The organism is Sphingomonas kyeonggiensis (genome assembly GCF_014204495.1).
Classification (GTDB): domain Bacteria; phylum Pseudomonadota; class Alphaproteobacteria; order Sphingomonadales; family Sphingomonadaceae; genus Sphingomonas; species Sphingomonas kyeonggiensis_A.
In genome coordinates, this window is sequence record NZ_JACHLN010000002.1 from 1,313,520 (window position 1) to 1,338,213 (window position 24,694).

18 protein-coding genes are annotated in these 24,694 nt (G+C 66.8%); 1 reads left to right on the top strand and 17 read right to left on the bottom strand.

Going from position 1 to position 24,694, the window contains the following annotated elements:
* Positions 1-29: 29 nt before the first annotated feature.
* The 7 genes from HNP52_RS13825 to HNP52_RS13855 form a co-directional block, all read right to left on the bottom strand.
* Positions 30-713, bottom strand: a complete 684-nt coding sequence (locus HNP52_RS13825) for a response regulator (protein WP_184168009.1) — start codon at positions 711-713, stop codon at positions 30-32.
* Complete coding sequence (locus HNP52_RS13830; RefSeq protein WP_184168011.1) at positions 710-3,364, bottom strand: sensor histidine kinase KdpD; 2,655 nt, start codon at positions 3,362-3,364, stop codon at positions 710-712. Before HNP52_RS13830 ends, HNP52_RS13825 begins: the two co-directional genes overlap by 4 nt.
* On the bottom strand, positions 3,361-3,960 hold the full coding sequence (gene kdpC, locus HNP52_RS13835; RefSeq protein WP_184168013.1) for a potassium-transporting ATPase subunit KdpC: 600 nt from the start codon (positions 3,958-3,960) through the stop codon (positions 3,361-3,363). The genes HNP52_RS13830 and kdpC overlap by 4 nt, the downstream gene beginning before the upstream one ends.
* 129 nt (positions 3,961-4,089) lie before the next feature.
* Positions 4,090-6,102 (bottom strand): potassium-transporting ATPase subunit KdpB, encoded by a 2,013-nt coding sequence (gene kdpB, locus HNP52_RS13840; protein ID WP_184168015.1) that lies wholly within the window; start codon positions 6,100-6,102, stop codon positions 4,090-4,092.
* Between the two features lie 11 nt (positions 6,103-6,113).
* A complete protein-coding gene (gene kdpA / locus HNP52_RS13845; RefSeq protein WP_184168017.1) occupies positions 6,114-7,817 on the bottom strand; it encodes a potassium-transporting ATPase subunit KdpA in 1,704 nt (567 codons plus the stop codon).
* Positions 7,818-7,829: 12 nt separating this feature from the next.
* On the bottom strand, positions 7,830-7,919 hold the full coding sequence (locus tag HNP52_RS13850) for a potassium-transporting ATPase subunit F (protein ID WP_116840353.1): 90 nt from the start codon (positions 7,917-7,919) through the stop codon (positions 7,830-7,832).
* 106 nt (positions 7,920-8,025) lie between these two features.
* Positions 8,026-8,331 carry a hypothetical protein gene (locus tag HNP52_RS13855; protein ID WP_184168019.1) on the bottom strand — a complete coding sequence of 102 codons (306 nt, stop codon included), beginning with the start codon at positions 8,329-8,331 and terminating at the stop codon, positions 8,026-8,028.
* Between the two features lie 176 nt (positions 8,332-8,507).
* Here HNP52_RS13855 and HNP52_RS13860 point away from each other — a divergent pair, with 176 nt between their 5' ends.
* On the top strand, positions 8,508-10,397 hold the full coding sequence (locus HNP52_RS13860; protein ID WP_221416280.1) for a potassium transporter Kup: 1,890 nt from the start codon (positions 8,508-8,510) through the stop codon (positions 10,395-10,397).
* A gap of 261 nt (positions 10,398-10,658) precedes the next feature.
* Here HNP52_RS13860 and HNP52_RS13865 read toward each other — a convergent pair whose 3' ends face one another.
* From HNP52_RS13865 to HNP52_RS13910, 10 genes are all read right to left on the bottom strand, one after another.
* Positions 10,659-13,985, bottom strand: coding sequence for a TonB-dependent receptor domain-containing protein (locus HNP52_RS13865; protein ID WP_184168021.1), 3,327 nt, complete (start codon positions 13,983-13,985; stop codon positions 10,659-10,661).
* A 323-nt stretch (positions 13,986-14,308) separates the two neighbouring features.
* Complete coding sequence (locus HNP52_RS13870) at positions 14,309-15,343, bottom strand: LacI family DNA-binding transcriptional regulator (RefSeq protein ID WP_184168023.1); 1,035 nt, start codon at positions 15,341-15,343, stop codon at positions 14,309-14,311.
* 199 nt (positions 15,344-15,542) lie between these two features.
* Complete coding sequence (locus HNP52_RS13875; RefSeq protein WP_184168025.1) at positions 15,543-17,105, bottom strand: carboxylesterase/lipase family protein; 1,563 nt, start codon at positions 17,103-17,105, stop codon at positions 15,543-15,545.
* Positions 17,102-18,430 (bottom strand): methyl-accepting chemotaxis protein, encoded by a 1,329-nt coding sequence (locus HNP52_RS13880; RefSeq protein WP_184168027.1) that lies wholly within the window; start codon positions 18,428-18,430, stop codon positions 17,102-17,104. The genes HNP52_RS13875 and HNP52_RS13880 overlap by 4 nt, the downstream gene beginning before the upstream one ends.
* A 45-nt stretch (positions 18,431-18,475) precedes the next feature.
* Complete coding sequence (locus HNP52_RS13885; protein WP_184168029.1) at positions 18,476-19,483, bottom strand: sugar kinase; 1,008 nt, start codon at positions 19,481-19,483, stop codon at positions 18,476-18,478.
* Positions 19,480-20,235, bottom strand: a complete 756-nt coding sequence (gene kduD, locus HNP52_RS13890; protein WP_184168031.1) for a 2-dehydro-3-deoxy-D-gluconate 5-dehydrogenase KduD — start codon at positions 20,233-20,235, stop codon at positions 19,480-19,482. Before kduD ends, HNP52_RS13885 begins: the two co-directional genes overlap by 4 nt.
* 95 nt (positions 20,236-20,330) lie before the next feature.
* Positions 20,331-21,164: a 5-dehydro-4-deoxy-D-glucuronate isomerase gene (gene kduI, locus HNP52_RS13895; protein WP_184168033.1), complete on the bottom strand. Its 834-nt coding sequence runs from the start codon at positions 21,162-21,164 to the stop codon at positions 20,331-20,333.
* A gap of 37 nt (positions 21,165-21,201) precedes the next feature.
* Entirely contained in the window at positions 21,202-21,858 is a 657-nt protein-coding gene (locus tag HNP52_RS13900) for an RpiB/LacA/LacB family sugar-phosphate isomerase (RefSeq protein ID WP_184168035.1), read from the bottom strand.
* Between the two features lie 63 nt (positions 21,859-21,921).
* Positions 21,922-23,364, bottom strand: coding sequence for a glucuronate isomerase (gene uxaC, locus HNP52_RS13905; RefSeq protein ID WP_184168037.1), 1,443 nt, complete (start codon positions 23,362-23,364; stop codon positions 21,922-21,924).
* Positions 23,365-23,379: 15 nt separating this feature from the next.
* Positions 23,380-24,690, bottom strand: a complete 1,311-nt coding sequence (locus tag HNP52_RS13910) for an MFS transporter (protein ID WP_184168039.1) — start codon at positions 24,688-24,690, stop codon at positions 23,380-23,382.
* Between the last annotated feature and the right edge of the window lie 4 nt (positions 24,691-24,694).

Below are 24,694 nucleotides of genomic sequence, written 5' to 3' on the forward strand. Positions count from 1 at the left end.
TGTCGATCCGCCCCAGCCCGCAGCACCGCTCACGCCATCAGGCGATAGCCCACCCCAGGCTCGTTGCGGATCGCCGAAGGCACCGCCGGATCCTCCTCCAGCTTGCGCCGCACACCCCGCGCTGCAACCCGCAGATATTCCACGTCATTCTCATGCCCCGGCCCCCAGACGGTGCGGAGAAGCTGGCTATGCGTCACCACCCGGCCGGGATGCTTGGCCAGTTCGGCGAGGAAGCCGAACTCCTTCGGGGTCAGATGGACCTCCTCCCCGCCCTTGCGGACCAGCCGGGCACCGAGATCGACCTCGACCGTGCCGAAGCGGACCACCGGCATCTCGGCCTCGGCGGAGAGGCGGTGGCGCAGCGCGGTGCGGATGCGGGCCAGCACTTCTTCGGTATCGAAGGGCTTGGTGACGTAATCGTCGGCACCCAGGTCGAGCGCGGTGACCTTCTGCTCGGTCGCATCCCGCGCCGAGACGACGAGCACCGATGCACCCGCCGCCTTGAGCAACGGTACCAGTTCCAGCCCGTCGCGATCCGGGAGCCCCAGGTCGAGCAGCACCGCCTCGGGCTTGTCGATCTGCACCGCAGCCAGCGCCTCGCGCGCGTTCGCCGCCTCGACCACGCGGTAACCGACCCGGGTCAGCCCGGCGCTGAGCAACCGGCGAATGGCGGGTTCGTCGTCCACCACGAGGATCTTGGGCTGCTGGCTCATTCGCCGGCGCTTCCTTTGCGCAACAGGGTTTCGGGAAAGCGGATCGTGAACACCGCGCCGCCGCCATCGGGACGATTGGCGGCGAAAACGGACAGACCCATCGCCTCGGCAAAGCCCTTGACGATGGCGAGACCCAAACCAGTCCCGCCCTTGCGGTCCGAACCCTCGATCCGGGTGAAGGTCTCGAAGATCCGCGCCTCGTCGCCGGGCGGCAGGCCGGGGCCCTCATCGGTGACGCTCAAGGTCATGCTGCCCGGCTGGCGACGCGCGGCGATCAGGATCGGCGAGCCGGGATCGCCATATTTGCCGGCATTCTCGATCAGGTTGATCAGGCAATGGTGGAACAGCTGCGGATCGACCGAGACGAACGGCAGCTCGGGGGGCACGTCGAGCCGGATCGGATGATCCTCCAGCACGCGGCGCAGATCATGCACCGCCGCCGCAGCCGCTTCGGCCAGGTCGACCGGCTCGATCGACTGGCGAAGCGCGCCGGATTCGATCCGGACCATGTCGAGCAGATTGGCGACGAAGCGGTTGAGCCGCTCCGCCTCGGACCGGGCTGCGGAGAGCTGTTCGCCTTGCAGGTCGCTCGCCGGCTGCATCTCGCCGAGCATGCCGAGGATCGTGGTGAGCGGGGTGCGCAGGTCATGGCTGACCGAGGAGAGCAAGGCGGCGCGCAGCCGGTCCCGCTCCTTGAGCTGGGTGATCGTCGCCATCTCGGTTTCCAGCGAGACGCGTTCCAGCGCCAGCGCGGCCTGGTCGATCAGGCTGAGCAACAGCGGCAGCTGGTCCGAACGCAGCGGTGCTGTCGCATCGGGATTGGCGAGCCCGAACACGCCGAGGACACGGTCGCCTGTGGCCAGCGGATTGAACAGCCATTCGGACGCGGTGAGCGTGTCCGAGCCGCGCCCGGCGGGCTGGTTCTGGTCATAGGCCCATTGCGCGGCAGCCAGTTCGAGCGTTTCCAGCCCCGGATCGGCAGGGTGCGCGGCGGCCAGCTCCAGCCTGCCGCCCTCCGGCAGCAGCAGCACTGTATGGGCGCCGAACAGGCGAGAGACTTCGGAGCAGAGCACCGCGCCCAGCTCCTCGCGGGTACTCAGGCCGGTAAGCATCCGGGCGAAACCAGCGAGCGAACTGTTCTGCGCGGCGCTGCGCCGTGCAAGGTCCGCCTGAACACGGACGCGGGCGGCAAGCTGGCTGGAGACCACCGCCACGCCGAGCAGCACCAGCACGGTCAGGATGTTGCGCGGATCCTGGATGGTGAAAGTGTGGGTCGGCGGGATGAAGAAGAAATTATAGGCGAGCGAGGAGACCAGCCCGGTGATCACGCCGGGCCAGACCCCATAGCGCGTCGCGGCGACCATCACTGGCAGCAGGTAGAGCAGCCCGATATTGGTGATAGCCTCTTGCGGGAACAGCGCGCCGCCAAAGGTGACCAACGCCGTGAGGCCCAGCGACACCACATAGGCTTCCCGCGTACCGAGATCGATTGCCGGGCGCACCGGCACCGCGCGCGGCTCGGCCGCCATCGGCAGGACATGGACCGCGACGCCCTGCGTCTCGCGCACCAGCCGATCGACCACCGAGCCGTGGCGCAGCTCGAACCAGCGCGAGCGCACCGACTTGCCGACAATCAGCTGGGTGGCGCGGGCTTCGGTGGTGAAGCGCTTGAGCCCCTCGATCACCGATTCCGCCGGCACCGTCGCCACCTGCCCGCCCAGCTGGCTGGCGAGATGAAGCGAGGCGGCAACCTGGGCATTCTGGGCATCGCTCAGCCGGGCGGTGCGCGGCGTCTCGATATGCACCGCGGTCCAGGGCGCGCGCAGGCCATCGGCGATGCGCTTGGCGGCGCGGACCAGCTCGGCCGAGCCGGGCAGCTCGCTTACCGCCACTACCAGCCGCTCGCTCGCCGCCCAGGTGCCTGCCAGCGCATGGGTCCGCAGATAGTCGAGCATCTGCGCATCGACCGCCTGGGCGGCGCGGCGCAGCGCGAGTTCGCGCAATGCGGTGAGGTTCGACTTGGAAAAGAAGTGGCCGAGCGCGCGGGTCGCTTCCTCGGGCACATAGACCTTGCCCTCGCGAAGCCGCTCGATCAGCTCGTCGGGCGGGAGATCGACGATCTCGATATCCGCCGCTTCGAGCACACGATCCGGAACGGTTTCGCGCACCCGCACCTTGGTGAAGCTGGCGACGACGTCGTTCAGGCTTTCCAGATGCTGGATGTTGACCGTCGAGAAGACGTCGATCCCGGCGGCGAGCAGCTCCTCGACATCCTGGTAGCGCTTGTCGTGCCGGCTGCCGGCCGCATTGGTGTGGGCGAGCTCGTCGACCAGCACCAGCTGCGGCGCGCGGGCGAGGATCGCGTCGATATCCATCTCGGCAATGCTGCGGCCATGATATTCGACCGGCCGGCGCGGCACGATCTCGAGGCCATGGACCAGCGCCTCGGTCTCGGCGCGGCCATGCGTCTCGACCACGCCGATGACGACGTCCACGCCCGCCTTGCGCCGCGCCGCGGCCTCGGTGAGCATCTCATAGGTCTTGCCGACCCCCGGCGCCGCGCCGAGGAACACCTTCAGACGGCCAACGCCCTCCTGCGCGGCGGCGCGCAGAAGGGCATCAGGATCGGGTCGATTGTCTTCCGCGCTCACTCGGCCGCTTTTGCGCCCGAGGCCACCCGCTTGTCGAGGTCGCGATTGAGCGCCAGCACATTGACGCGCGGCTCGCCCAGAAAGCCGAGCAGTGGCTGCTCGACATGGCCATTCACGATAGCACGCACCTTCTCCACGCTCAGGCCGCGCGCCTTGGCGACGCGATCGACCTGGTAAAAGGCCGCCTCGGGGCTGATTTCAGGGTCGAGCCCCGAGGCGGAGGTGGTCACCAGATCGGCGGGAACCGAGTTTCCTGGTGTGGTGCGGGTCGCGGCGATGTCCTTCGCCACGCGATCGGAAAGGGTCTGCGACGCCGGGCCGAGGTTCGAGCCGGCCGAGGCGGTCGGATCATTGCCATTGGCGCCGGCGGCCGAGAGGCGGCCGTGGAAATAGCCGGGGCTGGCGAAGTTCTGGCCGAGCAGCTCGGAGCCGCGGACCTGGCCATTTTCCTCGATCAGGCTGCCATTGGCCTGATGCGGGAAGGCGACTTGGCCGATCCCGGTGAGCGCCGCCGGATAGGCGATGCCGAGCAGGGCGGCGAAGAGCAGCGTCAGCACAAGTGCCGGACGGAGCGCGGTGGTGAAATCCTTGAGCATTGGTTTCTTCCTTCAAAGCCCCTCCCCTTCAGGGGAGGGGTTGGGGTGGGGCCTGTCCGCGAGCTTCGGTCTCGGTGAGACACCTGCCCCACCCCCATCCCCTCCCCTGAAGGGGAGGGGCGAGTTTGATCAGGCGAGGTGGAGACCCGTGATCACCAGATCGATCAGCTTGATGCCCACGAACGGAGCCAGCACGCCGCCCAGGCCGTAGATCGCCAGGTTGCGGGCGAGCAGCGGGCCCGCGCCGATCGGGCGATACTTCACGCCCTTCAGCGCCAGGGGGACGAGGCACGGGATGATCAGCGCGTTGAAGATGATCGCCGAGAGGATCGCACTTTGCGGGCTGGCGAGCTGCATCACGTTGAGCACGCCGAGCGACGGGTAGAGCGCGATGAACATCGCCGGGATGATCGCGAAATACTTCGCGATATCGTTGGCCACCGAGAAGGTGGTCAGTGCGCCGCGCGTCATCAGCAGCTGCTTGCCGAGGCCGACGATCTCGATGAGCTTGGTCGGATCGCTGTCGAGATCGACCATGTTGCCCGCCTCGCGCGCGGCCTGGGTGCCGGTGTTCATCGCCACGCCGACGTCGGACTGCGCAAGCGCCGGGGCGTCGTTGGTGCCGTCGCCGCACATCGCGACCAGGCGGCCACCCTGCTGTTCCTTGCGGATCAGCGCGAGCTTGTCCTCCGGCGTCGCTTCCGCGAGGAAATCGTCGACGCCAGCCTCGGCTGCGATTGCGGCGGCGGTGAGCGGGTTGTCGCCGGTGATCATCACCGTGCGGATCCCCATCCGGCGCAACTCGCCGAACCGCTCGCGCACGCCGGCCTTCACCACGTCCTTGAGCGCGATCACGCCGAGCAGACGGCCATCCTCGGCCACCGCGAGCGGGGTCTGGCCCTGCCGGGCGATCTCTTCCGAGACGCGGCGCATGTCGCCGGCGACCGCCGTGTCGCCCAGCCCCGGATGCGCCCGCAGGATCGCGTCGACCGCGCCCTTCTGGATCAGGTTCTCGCCCATGCGGACACCCGAGATACGGGTCTGCGCGGTGAACGGGATGATCTCGGCGCCTTCGGGCAATGCCTTGGTCTGGACGGCGTACTTGCCCTGGGCAAGCGTGACGACCGAGCGGCCCTCGGGCGTTTCGTCGGCCAGGCTGGCGAGCAAGGCAGCACGCGCCAGCTCGTCGGTCGAGATGCCACCCAGCGGACGGAACTCGCTGGCTGCGCGGTCGCCGATGGTGATCGTGCCGGTCTTGTCGAGCAGCAGCACGTCGATATCGCCGGCTGCTTCCACCGCGCGGCCCGACTTGGCGAGCACGTTGAAGCGGACGAGACGGTCCATGCCGGCGATGCCGATCGCCGAGAGCAGGGCCGCGATCGTGGTCGGGATCAGCGTGATCAGCAGCGCCGCCAGGATCGCCACCGGCACCTGGCCACCAGCGTAGGACGCGAAGCCCGGAATGGTCGAGACGGCGATCAGGAAGATGATCGTCAGGCCGACGAGCAGGATCGTCAGCGCGATCTCGTTCGGGGTCTTCTGGCGCTCGGCACCCTCGACCAGCGCGATCATCCGGTCGAGGAAGCCCTGGCCCGGCTCCTGGGTGACGCGGACCTTGATCTGGTCCGAGATCACCCGGGTGCCGGCGGTCACGGCCGAGCGGTCGCCGCCCGCCTCGCGGATCACCGGCGCGCTTTCGCCGGTGATCGCGCTTTCATTGACCGACGCGACGCCTTCGATCACCTCGCCGTCCGCCGGGATCAGGTCACCGGTATGGACGAGGACGATGTCGCCCTTCTTGAGCTGCGAGGCCGGGACGGTCTTGCCGTTCGGGAGCTTCGCGGTGAGCTCGGACTTGGTGGCGCGCAGCGAGGCGGCCTGGGCACGGCCCCTGCCCTCCGCCAGCGCCTCGGCGAAGGTGCCGAACAGGACGGTGAGCCAGAGCCAGGCGATCAGCTGGATCTGGAAGCCCAGGGTCAGGCTGGTGCCGCCGATAAACAGCAGCACGGTGAGCAGCAGCGCCACCACGGCGGTGGTGAAGAGCACGGGATTCTTCACCAGGTCGCGGGGGTTCAGCTTCTTGAACGCGTCGCCGATGGCGGGGCCGATCAGGGACGGCGTGAACATGGTTGCGGTCGTCATGGAAATGGACCTCAGAAGAGCTGGCCATGGATCATCGCGAGATGATCGGCGATGGGACCAAGCGCGAGGCTGGGGAGGAACGTCAGGCCGCCCAGCACCAGGATGATGCCGACGAGCAGGCCGATCCAGAGCAGGCCGGTGGTCGGGAACGAACCGGCGCTTTCCGGATGCACCTTCTTCGCGGCCAGGCTGCCGGCGATGGCGAGCACGGGCACGATGATGAAGAAGCGGCCCACCCACATCGCGACACCGAGCAGCCCGTTGTAGAAGGGCGTGCCCGAAGTGATGCCGGCGAATGCCGAGCCGTTATTGGCGGCGGCGGAGGTGAAGGCGTAGAGGATCTCGCTGAAGCCGTGCGGCCCCTTGTTGAGCGGACCCGCCAGCCCTGCCGGCAGCACCGAGGCGAGCGCAGTGCCGCCCAGGATCATCAGCGGCAGCACCGCGATGGCCAGCACGGCGAACTTCACTTCGCGGCTCTCGATCTTCTTGCCGACATATTCCGGCGTGCGGCCGACCATCAGGCCCGCGACGAACACCGCGAGGATGGCGAACAGCAGGAAGCCATAGATGCCCGCGCCGACGCCGCCGACCACGACTTCGCCCAGCTGCATGTTGAACAGCGGCACCAGGCCGCCGATCGCGGTGAAGCTGTCGTGCATCGCGTTGACCGCGCCGCACGAGGCCGCGGTGGTGACGGTGGCAAAGAGTGCGCTGGCGGCGATGCCGAAGCGGGTTTCCTTGCCCTCCATGTTGCCGCCCGGCAGGCCCAGGTGGTGCAGCACCGGGTTGCCGGCGGCTTCCTGCCAATAGGTCACGCCCGCGCCGATCAGGAACAGGGTGAGCATCGCGGCGAGGATCGCCCAGCCCTGGCGGGTGTTACCGACCGCCTTGCCGAAGGTGTAGGTGAGGCCGACGCCGAGGACGAAGATCGACAGCATCTGGATGAAGTTGGTCAGCGCGCTCGGGTTCTCGAACGGGTGCGCCGAGTTGGCGTTGAAGAAGCCGCCGCCATTGGTGCCGAGCATCTTGATCGCTTCCTGCGAAGCGACCGGCCCGAGCACGATCGACTGCTTGGCGCCCTCGAGCGTGGTCGCATCGACGATCGTGCCGAAGGTCTGCGGCACGCCGCTGGCGATCAGGTAGATCGCATAGACCACGCAGATCGGCAGCAGGACGTAGAGCGTCACCCGGGTCATGTCGGCCCAGAAATTGCCGATCCCGCTCGCCTGCTTGCGGGCGAAGCCGCGGAACAGCGCGAAGGCGATGGCGATGCCGGTGGCCGCCGACAGGAAGTTGTGGATGGTCAGCCCCAGCATCTGGCTGAGGTTCGAGAGCGCGCCCTCGCCGGCATACCATTGCCAGTTGGTGTTGGTGGTGAAGCTGATCGCCACGTTCATCGCGCCGTCGGGCGAGAGGCCGGCGAGCCCGCGCGGGTTCATCGGCAGCACGTCCTGGAAACGCAGCACGAGGTAGGTGAACAGCAGCGTGACCAGCTGGAAGGCCAGCATGTGCAGCGCATAGCGGCGCCAGCTCTGCTCGGCGTTGGGATCGACGCCGGCAAGCTTGTAGAAGCCGCGCTCGACAGGGCCGAGCACGGTGTGGAGCGGCGTGCGCCGCCCTTCATAGATGGCGAACAGCCACAGCCCCACCGGCTTTGCGAGCGCGACGAGGATGAGCGTGAAGACGAGGATCAGCATCCAGCCCTGGACGGTCATGGAAGGCTCCGATCAGAAACGCTCGGGCCGGACGAGCACGGCCACGAGATAAAGGAGCAGGCCCAGCGCAGTGAGCCCGGCGAGAAGTAGCGGCAAAGGCATGGTGGTTCTCCTCAGGCCTGGTCGCAGAGGCGGACACAGGCCAGGGTGAGCAGGAACAGCCCTGCCAACACCCCCAGCCAGATCAGGTCGGTCATGGTTTTCTTCCCTATTGGCGGCGATCGAAGCGGGTCTTGTCGAAGCGAATGTGGCGGGGCGGCACCGGTATCAGCCGGAACAGGCCGGGCCCCTCGATCAACAGCGCCCAACCGAGCGTCCAGGCGACGACGCCCGAAAGGGCCTCGCCAAATTCAGCCGGCGTGGCGTTGTGCTGCGGCGGACGGTTCATCGAAACGACGAGCGTCCAAACCGCGAGCGCACAGGCGCCGAGCAGCAATACGCCGCCGAAACGCAGCCAAAGCTGCGCAGGCCAGCCGCCCTCGCCTTGTTCCATCCGACGCAACAACACCCACACGGTGAGACTCCCACTTTGGTCGGCTCGCGATGTGGTCTCGGGGGGAGTTAAGGTTCCACGGGGAAGTTGGAACCCACCATAAAGATTCCATAAAATCGTTGGCTGATGCCGGAACCTCTGGATACTAGGCGGGTTCGACGGCGCCGAGGGCGGTGCCGGCCAACGAAAGATTCGCCTTGGAAGCGACGCAAACGGCCGACCAGCACGGCCATCAGGATCGGCTCGGCACGCTCGCAGTGGGTGCGATCGGGGTCGTGTTCGGCGATATCGGCACCTCGCCGCTCTATTCGCTCAAGGAAAGCTTCATCGGCCACCATCCGCTGGCGGTGGATCGCGCGCATATCTTCGGCGTGCTGTCGCTGGTCTTCTGGACGATGATGCTAGTGGTGACGATCAAGTACGTCTTCATCATCCTGCGCGCAGACAACAAGGGCGAAGGCGGCAGCCTGGCGCTGCTCGCGCTGATCCAGCGCAAGCTGGGCGAAACCCGCTGGACGCCGTGGATCGTCGCGCTCGGCGTGATCGCCACCGCGCTCTTCTATGGCGATGCGATCATCACCCCGGCGGTCTCGGTGCTGTCAGCGGTCGAAGGCCTCGCCACCGTCCAGGGCTCGCTGTCCCAGCTCGTGCTGCCGATCAGCATCGTCATCCTGATCGGCCTGTTCGCCATCCAGTCGCACGGCACCGCCAGGGTTGGGAAGCTGTTCGGCCCGGTGATGATCTTCTACTTCATCGTGATCGCGGTGCTCGGCGTGGTCGGCATCGCCAAGAGCCCCGACATCCTCTGGGCGCTCAACCCCTGGTACGCGCTCCATTTCTTCACGCTCGATCCGCTGCTCGCCTTCCTGGCGCTTGGATCGGTGGTGCTGGCGGTGACCGGCGCCGAAGCGCTCTATGCGGATATGGGCCATTTCGGCCGCAAGGCGATCATGGTCTCCTGGCTCTACATCGCCTTCCCCTGCCTGATGCTCAACTATCTCGGCCAGTCGGCGCTGCTGCTGAGCAGCCCGGCGTCGGTGGAGAACCCGTTCTTCCTGCTGGCGCCCGAATGGGCCCGCCTCCCCCTCGTCATCCTCGCGACCGCGGCAACGGTGATCGCCAGCCAGGCGGTGATCTCGGGCGCCTTCTCGGTCACCCAACAGGCGGTCCAGCTCGGCTTCCTGCCGCGCCTGCGCATCCTCCACACCAGCGCGAAGGCGGCCGGGCAGATCTATGTGCCGCTCGCCAACTGGCTGCTGCTGGTCATGGTGATCCTGCTCGTCCTCGGCTTCCGCAGCTCGAGCAACCTCGCCGCCGCCTATGGCATCGCGGTGACGGGCACGATGTTCATCACCGCCTGCATGCTCGGCGTGCTTACCTTCGCCGTGTGGAAATGGCCGCCGGTACTGGCCGGCCTGGTCACGGGTGGCTTCCTGCTGATCGACGGCCTGTATTTCGCCTCGAACGTCACCAAGATCCCCGATGGCGGCTGGTTCCCGCTGCTCGTCGCCGCGATCGTCTTCGTCCTGCTCACCACCTGGGCGACCGGGCGCAAGCTGGTCCGCGCGCGGCTGCACGAAGGTGCGATGCCGATCGAGATCTTCATCCAGTCCGCCGGCCATTCGGTCCAGCGCGTGGGCGGCACCGCGGTGTTCCTCGCCAGCACCGACGACATCCCGCCGGCGCTGCTCCACAACCTCAAGCACAACAAGGTGCTGCACGAGCGCGTGATCATCCTCACCGTCGCGATCGAGCAGGTGCCACATGTCGCGCCCGAACAGCGGGCGGAAGTGAAGCCACTGGGCCAGGGCTTCTACCGCACGATCCTCCACTATGGCTTCATGGACGAGATCGACATTCCCCTGGCGCTGCACGCACTGGGCGATGCCGCCGGCGAGAAGTTCAAGGCGATGGAGACCAGCTATTTCCTCGCCCGCCAGACGCTGATCGCCTCGTCGCGGCCCGGCATGGCGATCTGGCGCGAGAAGCTGTTCGCCTGGATGGTCCGCAACGCCGAAAGTGCGATGGAGTTCTTCAAGCTGCCGACCAACCGGGTAGTGGAGCTGGGCAGCCAGGTCGAGATCTGAAACGGCCTCGGGCCGCGATCGTCATCCCGACGAAAGTCGGGATCTCGTGCGGCTCCTGCCCTGTGCCCTCGCCTGAGATCCCGACTTTCGTCGGGATGACGGCGTGGGGTGGATGGGGGTTTGAAGCCATTCCCTTTCTGAAAAGAGCGGACACAAAACAGCCGGCGCACGGAGGCGTGGCGCCGGCCAGGAAGTCAGGAAAACATGCCGGGGAAGACTGGAGCGACGCCTGGGCGCCGCTCCACTCCCTCCCCCCGAAGATCAGAAGATCATGCGCAGGCCCGCGGTGATGATCCGGCCGGTGCTGGCATAGGTCTGGGTCACCGGGCTCGCGGCGTACATGGTGCGATACTGCGGCTCGTTGGTCATGTTGCGGCCCTCGAGCGACAGCTTGGCGAACTTCGTGACCGCGTAGGAGACCGCGAAGTCGATGTTCAGCTGGTCCTCGTTATAGCCGAAGTCCGCGAACACCGGCGAGTTGCAGGGGCCGCCGCCGACGGTGGTGGTGCCCACCGAGCAGGTGCCGGTCGCCAGCGGGAAACGGTTCACATAGCGGGTGCGATAGGCGCCCGAGACGCGCGCCGAGAACTTGCTGTCCTCATAATAGAGCGTCGCGTTGAACGAGTCCGGCGAGGTGTTGAGGAACGGCCCTTCGGCATAGCTGTTCACCGCGGTGCCCGACACCGTCTGGCTGGTGTTGAGCACCGTGCCGGTCAGGTAGCTGAGGCTGGATTCGATGTGCGTGTAGTTCGCGGTGACGCCGAAATGCTTCAGGAAGCCCGGCAGGAAGAAGAAGTCGGTCTGCAGATTGACTTCGATGCCCTTGATGTCGCCGCCCGGCGCATCCTGGTACTGGCGCACCGCCCAGGTACCGCCGCTGGTGGTGTAGTTCAGCAGCGCCGGGTTGGTGATGAAGGTCAGCACCTGCTGGTAGACTTCGGGCTCGAACACCGCCGAGAGCGGGGCCTCGAGCGCGATCTGCTGCGGGAAGGTGTCGATCTTCTTCTTGAACAGGTTGACCGCGAGCAGCCCGTTATGCGCGAAATACTTCTCGAAGCTCAGGTCGAGGTTCGTCGCGCGGAACGGGTTGAGATAAGGGTTGCCCACCGTCAGCGACGGCGCCGTGCCGTTCGCGTTCAGGCTGGTGGTGAAGGCCGTGGTGCCCGGCGTCAGGCTCGCGAGCTGCGGGCGCGACATAACCTTGGAGGCGGCGAAGCGGACGAGGAAGTTGTCGGCAACTTCCCAGTTCGCGTTCATCGAGGGCAGCCAGTCCCAATATTCGTTCTTGGCGGTCACCCCGAGGCCGGCGACACCGTCCGCACCGCCGACATTGCCCGAACCCGAGACCCGGGTATTGGCGATACGCAGGCCGACATTGCCGCGCAGCGGACGGCCGAGCAGGTTCACATTATAGTCGACCTGGAAGAAGCCCGAGACGTCGGTCTCGGTCACGCCCGAGCGCTGGCGCCCGTCGACCACCGCGCGGAAATCGCCCCACTTGTTCACGCAGTTGCAGTTGATGCCGAACTGATTGATGAACTTGTCGATATCCGGCGCATAATAGCTGGTCGGCGTGCCCTGCGACACGGTCAGCCCCTTGCCGAAGCCGATGGTCTGGCCAAGGTCGGTGATGCTGAGCTTGGATTCCGCCAGCGTCGGGTTGATCGCTTCGATAGACTGGTTGCGGCGGCCCTGGTCGCCGACATAGGCGAATTCCTTGGCCGTGCCGCCGAAGCGGATCGACATCTCGGGCAGCGCTTCATAGGTGAAGTTGACCCGCGCCACCTTGAACTCGTTGTCCACGCTGTTGGTGAAGTAGCGGATCGTCGAAAGACCCTTCACCAGCGTCCAGTTGTTCGCATTGGCCACGTCGAAGCCCGGGTTGAACACCGGCATCTTGCCGTCGCCGCGCGCGTCGAAGGTGTAGCCGTCCTTGTCGATCGCGTTGAACTCGGCGAGCAGGCCGTATGCGCGGAATTCCGACTTGGACCAGCCGCCGGTCGCATCGGCATAGAAGCCCGGCGCGAACTCCTGGTGGACGTTCAGCGTCACCTGCTTGAAGTCGGTGCGGCCATATTGGGTGTCGGCGAAGCTGCGCCAGTCGACATCGTCGAGCACCATATAGTCGGCCTGGCCGGCGCCGTTGACATGTGCTTCGCGGATCTTGGTGTTCGGGCGGCCGAGCAGCTCGTTGTAATAGCCGGTCTGGTTCGCGGTCGCGACATAGCCGGGCGAAGCCGGATTGTTGTAATAGTCGAACGGGTTGAGGTTGTTCGGGTTGAGGCTGTTGAAATAGCCCGTCAGCGGCGTCTGGCCGACGCCGTTGCCCGCCTGGTCGCCGTTGCAGTCGATGATCGCGCTCGGCACGCAGTTCGCATAGAGCGCGACGCGGTCGGCATAGCCATTGGCGGTGCCGACGGCGCGCAGGCCGGCGGTGCCGGTGCCGACGACGCGGGCATTGGTGCCGTTGCGGTTCAGGCCGATCGGCGTGATGCCGGTGTTGTTGCTGTTCTGGTCGTAGCGCGAGAAGACGCCGTCGAGCGTGATCTCGGTGCCCGGACCCGGCTTCCACTGCATCGTCGCGGTGGCGCCGATCCGCTCATAGTCGAGATACTGGCGGCCGACCGAGGGCAGGCCCGGGATGATCGTGGTCGGGGTGACCGCGGCATAGGCGGTCGGGTCCGAGCCGAAGGTCGCACCGGTGCCCTGGTTGCTCGGGCGGGCGAAGCCGAAGACGTTCGGCGTGATGCCGGCGATCTGCGAGTTGCGATAGGTGTATTCGAACACGCCGATATTGCGGCGATAGGCGTCGATCTGCTGGTCCTGCTTCTGGTACGCGCCCGAGACCAGGATGCCGAAATTGTCGGTCACGCGCACCGAGGCGAGGCCCGTGAAGCGCGGGTTCCAGCTCTTGCCGTTCTCGCGATACTCGGCCTCGGCGCCCACGGCGAAGCGGTTCTTCTTGTACGAGAGCGGGCGGCCGGTGGTCAGGTCGATGATCGCGCCCAGCGAGCCTTCGTCATTCTCCGCCGCGGTTGACTTGGTCACCTTGATGCCGCCGAACAGTTCCGAGGCGAAGGTGTTGAAGTCGAAGCCGCGCGAGCGGTTCGCGCCGGCGTCGGACTGGTTGCCGCCCGCGATGTTCTGGGCATCGGCGCCGTTCAGGCGCACCGCCTGGAAGTCGCCGCCCAGGCCGCGCACGGTGATCGTGCGGCCTTCGCCATTGTCGCGGTCGATCGAGACGCCCGGCAGGCGCTGGATCGATTCCGCCAGGTTCGCATCGGGGAAGTCGGCGATGTCCTCGGCGGTGATCGCGTCGACGATCTGGTTCGAGTTGCGCTTGATGTTGACCGAATTGGCCAGCGAGGCGCGGAAACCGGTGACAACGATCGCATCGCCGCTCTCGGTCTGGTCCTGCGGCCGCGCCTGCGGGTCGTCCTGCGCGGTCGCGGCCACCGCCGTGGTGGCTTCGGTGGTCTGTGCCCAGGCCGGCGCCGCCATCAGCAGCGCAAGGCCGAGCGCGCCGAGCGCCGTCGTGCCGCGCAGCGCCGAACGGCGTGCAACCAGGGTGTCAGCGGTAGAAAGCATAATTCCTCCCCCAAAGGTCTTTTCATCGACAAGCACTGGTCGATGCGCCCATTGGGAAGCCTGGAATCAGGGTGCGACGCAGCATCGCGGAAAACGACATGAGTCGCCCCGCAAGTTCCAGCCATGTCGCGACTTGCCCCCTCCCACGCCCCGCATGCGGATCTTCACGTCCACTTGGGCGCAAGCGTATCAGTCACGCTTGTTCACGCTATCAATCTCGCGCCCGGCCACCGATGTCAACCGGTGTCATTGAACTAAATGTCACAATTCCGGGATTGCGGTATTTCAGCAACATCGGGGAAATGCTGCTATGCAGCGCAGGCTCAGCCCTCGCGCGGCGGCGCCACCGAGGCACGGTGGATCAGCGTCGAGGGGAAGAGCGAAGGCTCCTCGACGGCATTGTCGTCCCCGCCGAAAAAGTCCGCGAGCAGCTTGAGCGCTGCCGAGCGCGCCATCGAGATGATCGGCCAGTGCACCGTCGTCATCGGCGGCCAGATATGCGAGGCGATCGCGGTATCGTCGAAGCCGATGATCGACAGGTCCTCGGGCACGCTCATCCCCCGCCGGCGCGCGGCATGCAGCGTCGCGGCCGCCATCTCGTCGTTCGAGGCGAAGATCGCGGTCGGCCGCGGCGACAGGTCGAGCAGCCGGTCGGCGGCCGCCAGCCCGGTCTCGAAGGTGTAGTTGCCGTCCGCGATCAGGCTGCGCGGCAGCTTGATCCCGGCCACTTCGAGCGCGTTCTCGAAGCCCTTGCGCCGCTCGCGCGCCGAGCGGAAGCCGTGCGGCCCGGCGATCAGGCCGATGCGGCGATGGCCGAGCGCGATCAGGTGGTTCACCGCCTCGGTCACCACGTCGCAGTCGTTCGAGGCGACCATATGCTCGGAGGAATCCAGCGTCGCCGAGCCCATGCGGACATAGCGGATGCCCAGCTCGCGGCAGAGCTCGGCCACCATCTCGTTCTCCGAGACCGGCGGCAGGAACATCACGCCGTAGAGCCGCTGGCGCTCGAGGAAGTTGCGCACATCCTCGAGCATCGTCGAGCTGCCGCGGTCGATCGGACGGACGATCAGTTCGAACTCGGTATCGCGCATCGCCTCGAGCATGCCGGCCTGCACGTTCATCACCATCTGGGCGTTGGGATTGTCGTGGATCAGCCCGATCAGGAAGTTGCGCCGCAAGGCCAGCGCGCGCGCCTGGACATTGGGGACATAACCCAGCTCGCTGATCACCTGCTCGACCCGGGCACGGGTGTCGCCGTTGAGCAACGGCGAGCGGTTGATCACCCGGCTGACGGTCTTCTTCGAGACGCCCGCAATACGCGCGACGTCGTTGATGGTGGGCTTTCCGGTTCTCTCCATCGGCCGAGCATAATGGCTCGCGGGACAAAGCGATACTTCATTATCGACGCAGCAATCCGGTAACCGGTGTCAAACACTCTCCCCGTCATCCCCGCGCAGGCGGGGATCCAGAGTCACGGGCGAGCCGGCAGAGAAACGCTGGATCCCCGCCTGCGCAGGGATGACGGTGAAAAGAGCGCGGGGGATGTCGATCGCAGTGTCAGCTCCCCGGCTGGATATACGGCACCCTGCCCCACAGCTCGCGTTCCCATTTGCGCGGATCATTGACCAGCCGGCTGGGCGCATCGAACACCATCGTCGCGCGATTGGGCAGCGTATAGGGCGCCCAGGCGGGCAGCCCCTTCGCCACCGGCCGGCCGGTGCGCGCCAGCGCGGCAAAGGCGCCCATCACCTGCGCGCTCAGCTTCTGCGCGGCGGCACCCGTGCCGGTGAACGAGCCCGGGGCGTCGAGCGTGCCGAAGGCCAGCGCGATGTCCATCGTGTGCGGGGCGCCGCGCTCCGGTTTTGTCGGTGACTGGAAATCGACCTGATAGACCCAGGTGGACCTGGCCCCCGCCGCCGCCCGCGCATCCGCCTCGAGCCACTGGCCCGGCCAGCTGCGCCCGGCGGTGGTGGCCCGGTAGAAGAGCTGTTCCGGCGTATCCTGCGGGAAATGCGCGCGATACTGGGCGACCGCCCATTCGGGCAGCAGGTCCATCCGCAGCTCCGGCGCCATCCGCTCGGCGACATTGTCCCAGGTCAGCCCCTTCACCTTGGCCGAATTGGGATCGATGAAGGCGCGTGTCTCGTCATGCGTATTGCCCAGGATCATCGGGATCGACAGGCTCTGCGGATTGGCGTCGGGCCAGAACGGGTGGCGGGTGAGCCATTTCATGTCGAGCACCGGCCCGAAATAGACGCCGCCGCCCAGGATCGGATCGGTCGCATCGAGCGCGTCGACCAGTCTCTCCACCGGCATGTCGAGCAGCGGCTGGAGATTGTCCTGCTTCACCCCCAGCTTCGCGAGATAGGCCTGGGCGCGCCTGGTGGCGTTCATCGGGCCCGAAGCGGTCACCTGCTGCCCGCTCATCGTCGCGGCGGAGTGGAACAGGCCCTTCGCCGCCGGCATACCCATCAGCGTCGCGATCTTGGCGCCGCCGCCCGACTGGCCGAAGACGAACACCCGCTTCGGATCGCCGCCGAACGCCGCGATATTGTCCCGCACCCATTGCAGCGCGAGGATCAGGTCGAGCTGCCCGAGATTGCCGCTGTCCGCGAAGCGCGGATCGAAGCGGGCGAGATAGAGATAGCCGAGCGCGTTGAGCCGGTGGTTGACCGTCACCACCACCACATCCTCGGTCGCGGCGAGCTTCGCGCCGTCGTTGAGCGGCACGGTGACGGTGCCGTTCGAATAGGCGCCGCCATGGATGTAGAGCATCACCGGGCGCTTCGCCGCCGGGCTTGCCCCGGGCGTCCACACGTTGAGGAACAGGCAATCCTCGGACGCGCGCTGGTCGCCCTTCCCCTGCGGACAGATCGGACCATAGTCATGCGCCGGAACCGTCACGCCGGGCGTGGCATGCGCCACCGGCGCGCGGAAGCGCGGCGCGTTGCCATAGCGGATGCCCCGGAAGCGCAGCATGCCGCCGTCGAGCCGGTCGCCTTCGAAGCGCCCTGCCCGCGTCTCGACCACTGCTTCTCCCGGCGCGGCCCGCGCCACCAGCGGCATCGCCGCCAGCGCCATGCCACCCGCCACTACGCCACGCCTCGATACGCCACTCATTGACCCGCTCCCGTGATGATATGTCCCGTCGCTTCCTCGATCCGGCCGAGTGCCTCGCGGGTAAGCGCCGCCTGGCGCCCCGCTTCTTCCGCCTCGCCGGCAAGCCGCCCGACCTCCAGGCTGATCGTCGCGATCAGCGCCGCGATCTCGCGCGAGGAGACCGCCGTCTCGTCGATCGAGGCGAGGATGCCCGCCACGGTCGCCATCTGCGCTTCCATCTCGCCGGATACCGCCCGCACCCGCGCCAGCAGCTCGGTGACCACGCCCAGGATCGCGCGATTGGTCTCCGCCATCGCGCCGCTTGCGGCCTGCGCCTCGCGGACCGTCGCGGTGATGTCGCCGCTCGCATTGGCCGCCTGGTCGGCGAGGCTGCGCACTTCCTGCGCCACCACCGCGAAACCGCGTCCGCTATCGCCTGCCCGCGCCGCCTCGATGCTGGCGTTCAGCGCGAGCAGCTTGGTCTGATGGGCGATGCGCGAGATCAGCGTGACCACGTCCTCGATCCGGGCATTGTGCGCGGCAAGGCTCTCGGCGCTCTCCTTGCCCTTGAGCGCGATCGCATCGGCATTGCCCGCCACTTCAGCGGCTGCCGACGCATCCTCGCGGGCGCGTTCATAGGCCGTGATCAGCCCGGCGGCACTGCGCGCGGATTCCCCCATCGCCACCGCGGCCTGATCGGCGGCAGAGGCCACTTCCGAAGCGGGTGCCCGCAGGCTGAGCAGATCGGCCGCGCTGCGTTCGGTGAACTGGGCGATCTCGCGGCTCGCCCGCGCGGTGCTGGCAATCGATTCAGTGAGCTCGGCCCGCACTTCGGCGAGTTCCTGTCGCCGGATCGCCTGGGCGCGCAGCCGCGCGATCTGGCGAAGGCGGCTGGCGATGATCTCGAACTCGATCACCGCAAGCTTCTGGGTGGCGCGGGTCAGCCGCTCGAGCTGGTCGGGATCGCGGCTCAGCTCGAAGAACAGCGCATGGATATGCATCTGCGCGACCAGCATCGATGCCGCGACGGTGGAGAATTCCAGCCCGTCCTCGGCGATGCGATCGGCCTCGGCGACGATCCGGTCCAGCCAGGCCTGGTCGATCGGCCGCGACAGCTTGGCGCGGGCATAGTCCACCCGGCTCTGCACCAGCGCATCGGGCACGGCCGCGCCCGCGCGCCGTTCCAGCAGCTCGCGCGCCACGCCGGCGATATGCGGCTCGATGAAGCGCCAGGCCTCGGCCAGTTCGGCCTCGAACTGTGCGTCGATCGCATAGGCTTTGCGCAACTGCGCGGCGTCACGTTCTTCGGACGCCGCCTCAGCGGCGAGTAAGAAATGCTCTCCCATCGGCTATCCCCACCCTCTCCGGGGCGATATTTCGCCTCCGGCAGATCATCGGCGGACGTCGAATCCGCCTTCGCTGAACGCGGCCAGATCGGCACGCGTGAACAAGCTCGCATCGCCCGGCAGCGAATGCTTGAGCGCCGTCAGCCCCAGCCCCGCTTCGGCCGCTGCCTTCGCATCGCCGCCGCTCTCGATCAGGCCGTGCAGCACACCAGCAGCAAAGGCATCGCCCGCGCCGATACGATCCACGATGCCGGCGATCAGAACTTCGTCGGTCTGGTAGCCGCCGGCGCGCGTATCGACCCGCGCCGAAACGCGGTGGCTGTCGGCATCGTCGACATGGCGCGCGGTGTTGGCGATCGTCTGGAGCTTCGGAAACGCCGCGAACGCAGCCTCCGCCGCCTCGCGCCGGCGATCGGCGCCGTCGCCCGAGAATTCGCGCCCGAGCAGCAGCGAGATGTCGCGGTGGTTGCCGAACAGCAGGTCGGCATGGCCGATCAGCTGGGTCAGCACCGCCTTGGGATCGCTGTCCCAGCTTTCCCACAGCTTCGCGCGGTAATTGCCGTCGAACGACACCGGGATGCCCCGGGCAGCCGCCGCTTCCGCCGCGGCGATCGCGGCGCTGGCGGTGTTGTGGCCGAGCGCGGGCGTGATGCCCGACAGATGGAGCCGGGTGGCGCCCTCGAGCAGCACATTCCAGTCCCACACATCGGCCGGGCGCTCGGCGAACACCGAATGCGCGCGGTCATAGACGATATCGGAAGCGCGCAGGCCCGCGCCCTGGGTCAGGAAATACAGGCCGAGCCGGCCGGGCGCCGAGACGATCGTCGAGGTATCGACGCCGCGCCGGCGCAGCTCGCCGATCGCCGCCGCGCCCAGCGCATTGTCCGCCACCACGCTGATCATCCGGACCTTGTGGCCAAGGCAGGCCAGGCCGGTGGCGACATTCGCCTCGGCCCCGGCGACGTTCACGTCGAGCTTCGGCGTCTGCAGCAGCAGCTCGCGCCCGGGCGCCGACAGCCGCAGCATCAGCTCACCGAAAAAGACGATGCTCATCGCGCCAGCCACCCGCCGTCCACGGCGAGGATATGGCCCTGGATATAGTCCGCCGCCGAGGAAGCGAGGAACACCGCCGCGCCGCCCATGTCTTCCGGCGAGCCCCAGCGTCCGGCGGGAATGCGCTCCATGATCTGGCGGTTGCGCGTCTCGTCCGCCTGCAGCGCCGCCGTGTTGTTGGTGGCGATGTAGCCCGGGGCGATCGCGTTCACGTTGATGCCCTTGGTCGCCCATTCATTGGCGAGCAGCTTGGTGAGGCCGCCGATGCCCGACTTGGACGCGGTGTAGCTCGGTACGCGGATGCCGCCTTGGAAGGTGAGCATCGAGGCGATGTTGATGATCTTGCCGCCGCCATTGGCGACCATGTGCCGGCCGGCGGCCTGGCAGAGGAAGAACACCGACTTGAGGTTGGTGTCGACCACCGCGTCCCAGTCCTCCTCGGTGAAATCGAGGCTGTCGTTGCGGCGGATGATGCCGGCATTGTTGACCAGGATGTCGAGCCCGCCCAACTTATCCACAGCTTCGTCCACAACCCTGCCCACAGGCTCGATGGTCGAGAGATCGGCCGAGATGATCTCCGCCCTGCGGCCGAGCGCGCGGACCTTCTCGACGGTTTCCTGCGCCGGGGTGCGGCCCACGGCGGCGATGTCCGCGCCGGCGGCGGCAAGCGCCAGCGCAATGCCCTGGCCGATGCCGGTATTGGCGCCGGTGACTACGGCAACCTTGCCGGAAAGATCGAAGGGATTGGTCATTGCTTCTCTCGCTCGCCTCCCGTGCGGGAGGTGTCGGGTGGATATTTGGAAGGGTAGCGGGCGCCGATCGGCGCCGCCCGCTCCGGGGTCTCGGCTCAAGCCAGCTGGCAGATGTCCATGACGTTCATGTCGGTATAGTCCTGGTTCTCGCCGGCCATCGCCCAGATGAAGGTATAGGCGCGCGTGCCCGAGCCCATGTGGACCGACCAGGGCGGCGAGATCACCGCTTCCTGGTTCGCGATCACGATATGGCGAAGCGCGTCCGGCTCCCCCATATAGTGGAAGACGCGGTCGTTCTCGCCCAGGTCGGTGTAGAGGTAGATTTCCGAGCGCCGCTCATGGACGTGGCACGGCATGGTGTTCCACACCGAGCCCGGCTTGAGCGTGGTCAGGCCCATCACCAGCTGTGCGCTGTCGCACACGCCGGGGATGACGAGCTGGTAGATCGAGCGCTCGTTCGATTCCTCCAGGCTGCCGCGGTCGAGCCGGTTGGCGTCGGCGATGCCCAGCTTGCGGGTGGTGAATGCCTTGTGGGCGGGGCAGGATACCAGATAATAGCGCGCGCCGGCGCCCGCGAACCGCACATCCGCCGCGCCCATGGTCACATACAGGCAATCCTTGTTGCCCAGTTCGAATCCCTCCCCATCAACGGTGACCGTCCCGGATTCGCCAATATTGACCACCGCCAGCTCGCGGCGCTCCAGGAACGGATGCCCCGCCGCCGAAGCCGGCTCGGTCTGGTCGGGCAGCTTGATGCTACCCGCACCCGGCGTCGCCCCGCCGATCACCATGCGATCGGCATGGGTGTAGTTCAGCACGACTTCACCCTCGCGGAACAGGTCCGTGATCAGATAGCGGTCACGCAGTTCCTCGTTCGAGACGCACTCCATCATGTCGGGGTGCGTGGCGTAATAGGTCCGTTCGAACATGGCGGGGCTCCGTTGCGTCAGGCAGCGTTGAGGCGGTTCAGGCGGGTTCGGCTTCGCGCGCGGCCACGCTCTTCAGATATGCGCTGATCTCGGCATCCTGCGAGTTGGCGTAGAAATATTCGGCGAACTTCTCGCCGGCGATCGCGGCGCGCAGCAGGTCCTGGTCGACGTTTTTGAGGACGGTCAGCATGTCGTTGCAGGTCACCGCCTTGAGATCCTTCAGGATGCCGCGGTTCTTGCGCATGATCTCCGCACGCTCCTTCGGATAGCCGAGGCCGCGCTCGCCGTCGAACAGCTTGGCGTACACGTCCTTGAGGTTCAGCTCGGCGGCCCAGCCGAAACCCTTGGCATAGGGCATCGAGATCGCGTTGCCGTCGTTGATCTGGCCGAACAGGAAGGCGTCGGTCGGGTCGATGACCAGGCCGCAGAACACGCCCGGCATCGCGTTGCAGGCGAGCATCGCGCCCATGCCGGTGCCGCAGCCGGTGACGACGAAGTCCGCCGCGCCCGAGTTGAGCAGGATGCCGGCCAGCAGGCCGTTCATCACATAGGTGAGCGAGGCATCGTCCTCGGCCGAATACATGCCGTAGTTGAACACCTGATGGCCCAGCGGCTCGGCAACGCTGGTCAGCGCATCATGGATGATGCTGTTCTTGGCGGCCTGGCTGTTCTCGTTGATCAGCGCGATCTTCATGATGGTTCCTTCAATATCTGTCCGGCGGGGCGACCGGGCCTGGGGTTTGCCCCTGTGAATGGGTCAGGCGGCTTCCGCACGGCGCGGGGCCTCGTCGAGCTTGTACGCCTTGCGCACCAGCCCGTTGGTGAGTTCGTGCGCCAGCTCGGCAGCCTCCCAGTCGAGCAGCCGCCCCTCGGCGACCAGCCGGGCGAGGAAAGCGCAATCGACGCGGCGGGCGACATCGTGCCGCGCCGGGATCGACAGGAAGGCGCGAGTATCGTCGTTGAAGCCGACGGTGTTGTAGAAGCCGGCCGTCTCGGTCACCTGCTCGCGGAAGCGGCGCATGCCCTCGGGCGAGTCATGGAACCACCAGGAGGGGCCGAGCTTCAGGCACGGATAATGGCCGGCCAGCGGCGCCAGCTCGCGGGCATAGACAGTCTCGTCGAGCGTGAAGAGGATGATCGAGAGATCGGTCGAGGTGCCGAACCGGTCGAGCAGCGGCTTGAGCGCATGCACATAGTCGGTGCGCATCGGGATGTCCGCGCCCTTGTCGCGGCCATGGCTCTCGAACAGCCCGCCATTGTGGTTGCGGAAAGAGCCCGGATGGATCTGCATCACCATCCCGTCCTCGACGCTCATCGCCGCCATCTCGGTCAGCATCTGGGCGCGGAACAGCTCGGCATCCTGCGGGGTCCAGCGATCGGACAGGATCGTGCGGAACAGCCGCTCGGCCTCGTCCTTGCTCAGGTTCGCGGTGGCCGCCGTCGGATGGCCATGATCGGTCGCGGTGGCGCCGGCGGCGCGGAAATCGGCGCGGCGCTTGCGATGCGCGGCGAGATAGCCGTCCCAGCTGTACACGTCCTCGCCGGTCTTCTCGGCGAATATCTTCATCGCGCCAGCGAACTGCTCATGCTCGACGTCGATCACCGCGTCCGGGCGATAGGTGGTGACTACCCGGCCGTTCCAGCCGCTATTGTGGATCGCATGGTGCGGCGAAAGATCGTCCTGCGGCCCCTCGGTGGTGGCGAGGAAGCCGATGTTGAAGCGATCGAACAGCGCGCGCGGCTTGAACGCGTCGGTCGCCAGCTTGGCGTTGATCGTGTCGTAATAGAGGTCGGCGGTGGTGGCATCGAGCGCCACGTCGAAGCCGAACACCTCGCCGAACACATGGCTCAGCCACATCGACGACGGGGTGCCGCGGAACAGATAGGTGTGCTGGGCAAAGGTCCGCCATGCCTCGCGCGGGTCGGTGGCTGGCATGCCCGCCTTGCTCGGCACACAGAGCGCATCGAGCGACACGCCCTGCGAATAGAGCATGCGGTAGATATAGTGATCCGGCGAAAGCAGCAGCTCGGTGGCGTTCGACCAGTTGGCGTTGGTCGAGAACCAGGTCGGATCGGTATGCCCATGCGGGCTGATGATCGGCAGCCCGGCCACTTCGGCATAGAGCGCACGCGCGATACTCCGCGAACGATCCTCCGCCGGGAACAGCCGGTCAGGGTCTAGCTTCAGGGGCCGGGCCATCTTCAATCCTCTCGTTTACGCGACGTCCGCGCGCTCAAGGCGCGGCGAAAGCAGGTGGATCGAAAGCAGCGCCAGGAAATACGCCGCACCCGCGACGATGAAGAGCGGCGCGTAGCTGCCGATCACGTCGAGCACATAGCCCGCGTACTTCGAGAAGACCATGCCGCCTACGGCACCGACCGTGCCACCAATACCAATGACCGAACCCACCGCGAAGCGCGGTACGGTGTCCGAAGGGATAGTGTAGAGCGTCGCCGAGAAGCTCTGGTGCGCGGCGGCGGCCACGCCGACGAAGAACACGCTGATCCAGAGGTTGCCGTAGAAGGTGGTGAAGACCACCGGGAGCACGAAGCAGGCCGAGATCAGCATGGTCAGCTTGCGCGCCTTGTTCACGCTCATGCCGGTGCTCATCAGCTTGCCCGAGAGCCAGCCGCCCGCGACCGAGCCGACGTCCGAGATCAGGTAGATCGCGCCTAGCGCGATCGCCGCGGTCGGCGAGTCCCAGCTCGTCAGGTTCAGGCCATATTCCTTGCCCAGCCAGCTGGGCAGCCAGAACAGGTAGAACCACCAGATCGGGTCGATGAAGAACTTGCCGAGCGCGAAGGCCCAGGTCTCGCGCTTGACCAGCAGCTTGCCCCACAGGTTCTTCACCTCGACCACGGGGTCGGCGGGATCCTGCGTGATGTAGGCGAGTTCGGCCTCACCCACCTTGGGGTGGTCGGCCGGCTTGTCGCGGAAGATGGCGAGCCAGGCGATCAGCCAGATCACGCCGAAAACGCCGGTGATCACGAAGGTCATGCGCCAGCCGACCGCCGGGACCATCGCCCAGATCAGCAGCGGGGTGAGGATCGCGCCGACATTCGAGCCGGCGTTGAACAGGCCGACCGCGAAGGCGCGCTCCTTGGCGGGGAACCAGTCCGCGACGGTTTTCACGCCCGCCGGGAAGTTGCCCGATTCACCGATGCCCAGACCGAAGCGGGCCAGGGTGAACTGCATCACGCTGTGCACGCCGCCATGCGCGACGTGCGCGATCGTCCAGATCACGACGGCGATCGCATAGCCGAAGCGCGCGCCGATCGCGTCGACGATCTTGCCGAAGGCGAGATAGCCGATCGCGTACGCGGCCTGGAAATAGAAGACGATGTTGGCGTAGTCGGTCTCGGACCAGCCGAGTTCCTTGGAGAGATCGGGCTTGAGCACCGCGATCATCTGCCGGTCGACATAGTTGATGGCGGTGGCGGCGAAGAGCAGCCCCACGATCACCCAGCGGTAGCGACCGACGCGCGAAACCGCGCCGGAGACTGCCGCCTCTCCCTTACTCGCCATCATT

What these genes read in the sequence shown, in the direction of transcription:
- kdpA (WP_184168017.1), bottom strand. Translation starts at nt 7,817, where the DNA reads ATGACCGTCCAGGGCTGGATGCTGATCCTCGTCTTCACGCTCATCCTC.
- kduD (WP_184168031.1), bottom strand. Translation starts at nt 20,235, where the DNA reads ATGACCAATCCCTTCGATCTTTCCGGCAAGGTTGCCGTAGTCACCGGC.
- HNP52_RS13880 (WP_184168027.1), bottom strand. Translation starts at nt 18,430, where the DNA reads ATGGGAGAGCATTTCTTACTCGCCGCTGAGGCGGCGTCCGAAGAACGT.
- HNP52_RS13910 (WP_184168039.1), bottom strand. Translation starts at nt 24,690, where the DNA reads ATGGCGAGTAAGGGAGAGGCGGCAGTCTCCGGCGCGGTTTCGCGCGTC.
- HNP52_RS13885 (WP_184168029.1), bottom strand. Translation starts at nt 19,483, where the DNA reads ATGAGCATCGTCTTTTTCGGTGAGCTGATGCTGCGGCTGTCGGCGCCC.
- kdpB (WP_184168015.1), bottom strand. Translation starts at nt 6,102, where the DNA reads ATGACGACCGCAACCATGTTCACGCCGTCCCTGATCGGCCCCGCCATC.
- HNP52_RS13850 (WP_116840353.1), bottom strand. Translation starts at nt 7,919, where the DNA reads ATGCCTTTGCCGCTACTTCTCGCCGGGCTCACTGCGCTGGGCCTGCTC.
- kduI (WP_184168033.1), bottom strand. Translation starts at nt 21,164, where the DNA reads ATGTTCGAACGGACCTATTACGCCACGCACCCCGACATGATGGAGTGC.
- HNP52_RS13870 (WP_184168023.1), bottom strand. Translation starts at nt 15,343, where the DNA reads ATGGAGAGAACCGGAAAGCCCACCATCAACGACGTCGCGCGTATTGCG.
- HNP52_RS13865 (WP_184168021.1), bottom strand. Translation starts at nt 13,985, where the DNA reads ATGCTTTCTACCGCTGACACCCTGGTTGCACGCCGTTCGGCGCTGCGC.
- HNP52_RS13825 (WP_184168009.1), bottom strand. Translation starts at nt 713, where the DNA reads ATGAGCCAGCAGCCCAAGATCCTCGTGGTGGACGACGAACCCGCCATT.
- HNP52_RS13900 (WP_184168035.1), bottom strand. Translation starts at nt 21,858, where the DNA reads ATGAAGATCGCGCTGATCAACGAGAACAGCCAGGCCGCCAAGAACAGC.
- HNP52_RS13875 (WP_184168025.1), bottom strand. Translation starts at nt 17,105, where the DNA reads ATGAGTGGCGTATCGAGGCGTGGCGTAGTGGCGGGTGGCATGGCGCTG.
- uxaC (WP_184168037.1), bottom strand. Translation starts at nt 23,364, where the DNA reads ATGGCCCGGCCCCTGAAGCTAGACCCTGACCGGCTGTTCCCGGCGGAG.
- kdpC (WP_184168013.1), bottom strand. Translation starts at nt 3,960, where the DNA reads ATGCTCAAGGATTTCACCACCGCGCTCCGTCCGGCACTTGTGCTGACG.